3 protein-coding genes and 1 pseudogene are annotated in these 3,451 nt (G+C 47.6%); 3 read left to right on the top strand and 1 reads right to left on the bottom strand.

The features are described from left to right. Positions 1-9 precede the first annotated feature (9 nt). Positions 10-351, bottom strand: coding sequence for a phage holin family protein (locus IQ242_RS19965; RefSeq protein ID WP_002767360.1), 342 nt, complete (start codon positions 349-351; stop codon positions 10-12). Positions 352-563: 212 nt separating this feature from the next. Here IQ242_RS19965 and IQ242_RS19960 point away from each other — a divergent pair, with 212 nt between their 5' ends. From IQ242_RS19960 to IQ242_RS19950, 3 genes and pseudogenes are all read left to right on the top strand, one after another. After that, on the top strand, positions 564-953 hold the full coding sequence (locus IQ242_RS19960; protein ID WP_193961161.1) for a hypothetical protein: 390 nt from the start codon (positions 564-566) through the stop codon (positions 951-953). Between the two features lie 320 nt (positions 954-1,273). Next, positions 1,274-1,630 carry an iron-sulfur cluster assembly accessory protein gene (locus IQ242_RS19955; RefSeq protein ID WP_193961160.1) on the top strand — a complete coding sequence of 119 codons (357 nt, stop codon included), beginning with the start codon at positions 1,274-1,276 and terminating at the stop codon, positions 1,628-1,630. 1,706 nt (positions 1,631-3,336) lie between these two features. Continuing rightward, positions 3,337-3,451 (top strand): annotated as a pseudogene (locus tag IQ242_RS19950) (PEP-CTERM sorting domain-containing protein); the annotation flags it as partial.

Here is a 3,451-nt window from a genome sequence, read left to right as displayed (position 1 = left end):
TTGGTCACTTTATTCAACAAAAAAACCATTGAGAACTCCTGAAATGATCGAAACCACAATCGAACCGAATAGAGCGGCAAAAAATGATTTTACCTCAAAGCCACTGATAAAATAGGAGGCTAAAGAAAAGGAAATGGCATTGACCACAAAAATAAATAACCCTAGGGTTAAAATAGTTAAAGGCAGGGTAAAAAGAATCAACAGGGGTCTAATAATAGCATTAATTAAACCCAAAGCGACAGCAGCTATCAAAGCCACGGTAAAATCTTTAATTTCTATACCGGGTACTATTCGCGCTGTAATCAATAAAGAGACGGCGGTAATCAACCAACGGAGGAAAAAAGATAACATAAGTCCATCCATCTAAGATAGTTCATCCTCATCTATTCTAATCGCCATCGCCACTTAAAGAGACGGAAGTCTTCAGAAGATGACAACGAAAACCGACATTGACTGCTGCCGCTGCTCGAAAACCAGAGCAGGAACATAGTATCGGTTACACTGGTTATAAACAGGAGGATTCCCTCGGACTATCACCCCCCCGGAAAGAGGCAGCACTAAAGATGATATCTAGAAAAAATTTTAGCCAAAGCCAGCCAGGACAAATCGGTAAAACGAGAATCGTTCAGGACTCAACTGCTATTTTAATCCTAGGGAGTCTGCTTTCTCTCCTCTTAGCGCCACCCAGTTTAGCATCTCCTGAGCCACCTAATTCGGTTATCGCCGCTACCCGTCAAGATTTGAGTCGGAAAACCAATATATCCGTTAATCGCTTGCAAATTCAAGCAACACAACCACAAACCTGGCCCGATGGTTGTTTAGGATTAGCTAAACCGGGAGAATTCTGTACTCAAGCATTGGTGCAAGGATGGCGAATTGTTCTGACTGATAAGCAAAAAACTTGGGTTTATCGCACCGATAGCAGCGGCGCTAATCTCCGCTTAGAAAAGTGAATTTCTTTTGCTCTTTTCTGGCTGCTTTTTCGGCATCTCCAAGGCAGCGTTTTCCTGATTTGATTATCATCCTCCCAGGGTTGGGTGATGAAAATCGGCTGAGAATGGCTCTATGATTTGTTTCAAGAACCTAGTCGTCTCTGGCAACCATATTTAATTAATAATCCCAGTTTTTTGCTTCTTTTTGCTCTATAACCCCTGCGAGACCGGGAAAAGTAAGAAGTAATTCGGTCATCAGCCCTCAACTATCGTTAAGATGGATAGGAGAAGGTAAAGTTTTATATGTCCCCTTCAACTGCGTTTAGGAGTTCCTGCTAAAGATGACACAAGCTACTCAGATTCAAGGAAAAGGAATTTTACTCAGTGAGGCTGCCCTCAAACACCTTACCACGCTCAAAGAGCAACAGGGCCAGGATTTATGTCTGCGCGTGGGTGTGCGTCAAGGTGGTTGTTCGGGAATGTCCTATATGATGGATTTTGAGCATCCTAGCAATATTGGCCCCCAAGATGAGGTTTTCGATTACGATGGCTTTAAAATTGTCTCTGATAAAAAAAGTCTGCTCTATCTCTACGGTCTCATGTTAGATTACAGCAACGCGATGATCGGCGGTGGTTTCCAATTCACTAATCCCAACGCCAGTCAAACCTGCGGCTGTGGTAAGTCTTTTGGCGTTTAATATTTCTCCAGGGTGATACCTTTCACCCCCGCCTCCCAGAGGCGATTTTTTTTTGCCAAAACTCTTGACAAAATCGGAGACTTGCCCTATACTTTTTGTATAATGGGAATCCGTGCCTGCCTGCTGACCCTTGATTCGTACATTTAAAAACGGTATAGACCGATAGAGTCTTCTGGCAACAAGAGCATAAAGTCTTGGTGAGTCGCTGGTCGGAGAGAGGAATGTAAAGATTTATTAAAAATTATATCTATTGTTAGGATATAGTTGGGAGGGGGGGCAAAATTTCAATATCTTCCCTGCATAAGCTGGCTGCCCAAGCTGCGAGGGTAGCGTTCCCACTTGCAAAAATCCTTTAGTTTCTCATGAATATTAAGAACTTGTCTAATTCGTTGCTTGCAGGCGCGGCACTTGGACTGGCGACTGCTCTTAATGCCTTGTCACCGCAAGTGGCTCAGGCAGAGGTAGGGGCGGTAATCTTTAACAATGCCGATCCATCTCTGGCCTCCGTCGCTCTTGGCGTGAATGATGCCGGCCATCTGAATTTTTCAGATCCATTAGGCTTCAGTCCTGTCAATGCAGGGGCGACAGGCTTATCCTATCGCTTCCCCGATGGAACCTGGCGGGATGCCACCTCCCCAGGTTGTCTCTGTGAAGGATGGGGCGTGGCTGTCACTGATCCGTTTGGCAGCCGCGTGGCTGGTTGGGTGAATCAATCTTCAGGCAGCGGCGGGCTGAAGGGCGGGACTTTTGGTTCCACGACCACAACAGCCTCCTCTTTCATTCAATTGGCCGACTATCCCGTTGACATTGGGCACTTCTACGGTGTTTCCTTAGTCCCCAATGTGTTTCAAGGCAACGTCACCATCACAAACAGCGGCACGGAAACAGTTACTGATGTGGTTTATCGCCGCGTGATGGATTGGGATGTGCCAGCCACTGAGTTTAATGAGTATGTGAGCCACTTTGGGGTGGAAAGCAATCTTGAATCCGCCGGTGGCAAGGTGCGCTTTGCCAGCAACAACGGCTTTGCCTCCTCCGATCCGCGCACTTACGCGGGTGGAAATTTCATCAATGTTGATTTCTTCCAAAAAGGACCGGCAGACCAAGGTTCCGTCTTTGATTTTGCCTTTGGTGATCTGGCCCCGGGTGAGTCCCGCACCTTCAATATCTTCTATGGAGCGGCTGCCAATCTCGCCGATGCCCAAGCCGCGATAGAGAAGCTTAAGCCGGATGTATGGTCGTTCGGTCAGTCCACGAATTCAAGCTATATCCCACCAGAGGAGCCGGTTGCTCCCGAGGAGCCGGTTGATCTATCAGAGGAGCCGGTTGATCTATCAGAGGAGCCGGTTGATCTATCAGAGGAGCCGGTTGCTCCAGAGGAGCCAGTTGATCTATCAATAGGTTTGCCATTACTTGACGAATTTGCACTCGACTTTTGGTGGAGGTGGAAGAACACCCCGGCCGATGACTTGCCCACCTTTCTCTTTGCCTTTGGTGGTGTAGGTGGGGTGGAGCCGGGGATCACCCCTGGAGAGCAGGTGCTGCCCTTCGTGCCAGCACCAGGCCAATTCATTTTCCCTGCTCCCACACCCCCCGATAAATACTATTTTGGCTCGGCTGGGTCTTCAAGCGTCAAACCCATCTTCCTTGAGTTAACACCCATGGAAGGTAGTCTAGTCAAAGCTGGGCCACTGACGATGAAAGCGGTTCCCGAACCCAATTCCCTTCTTGGACTGGTTGCCCTCGGTACTCTCGGCGCAGCTTCAACCCTCAAGCGCAAACTCAAACCCTCCCAATCCACCACAAAAGAAACCACAAAAG

Source organism: Microcystis sp. LEGE 08355 (genome assembly GCF_015207185.1).
GTDB classification, from domain to species: domain Bacteria; phylum Cyanobacteriota; class Cyanobacteriia; order Cyanobacteriales; family Microcystaceae; genus Microcystis; species Microcystis panniformis.
The sequence above is the reverse complement of the archived record's forward strand: the minus strand, read 5'-3'. Positions and strand labels throughout refer to the sequence as shown.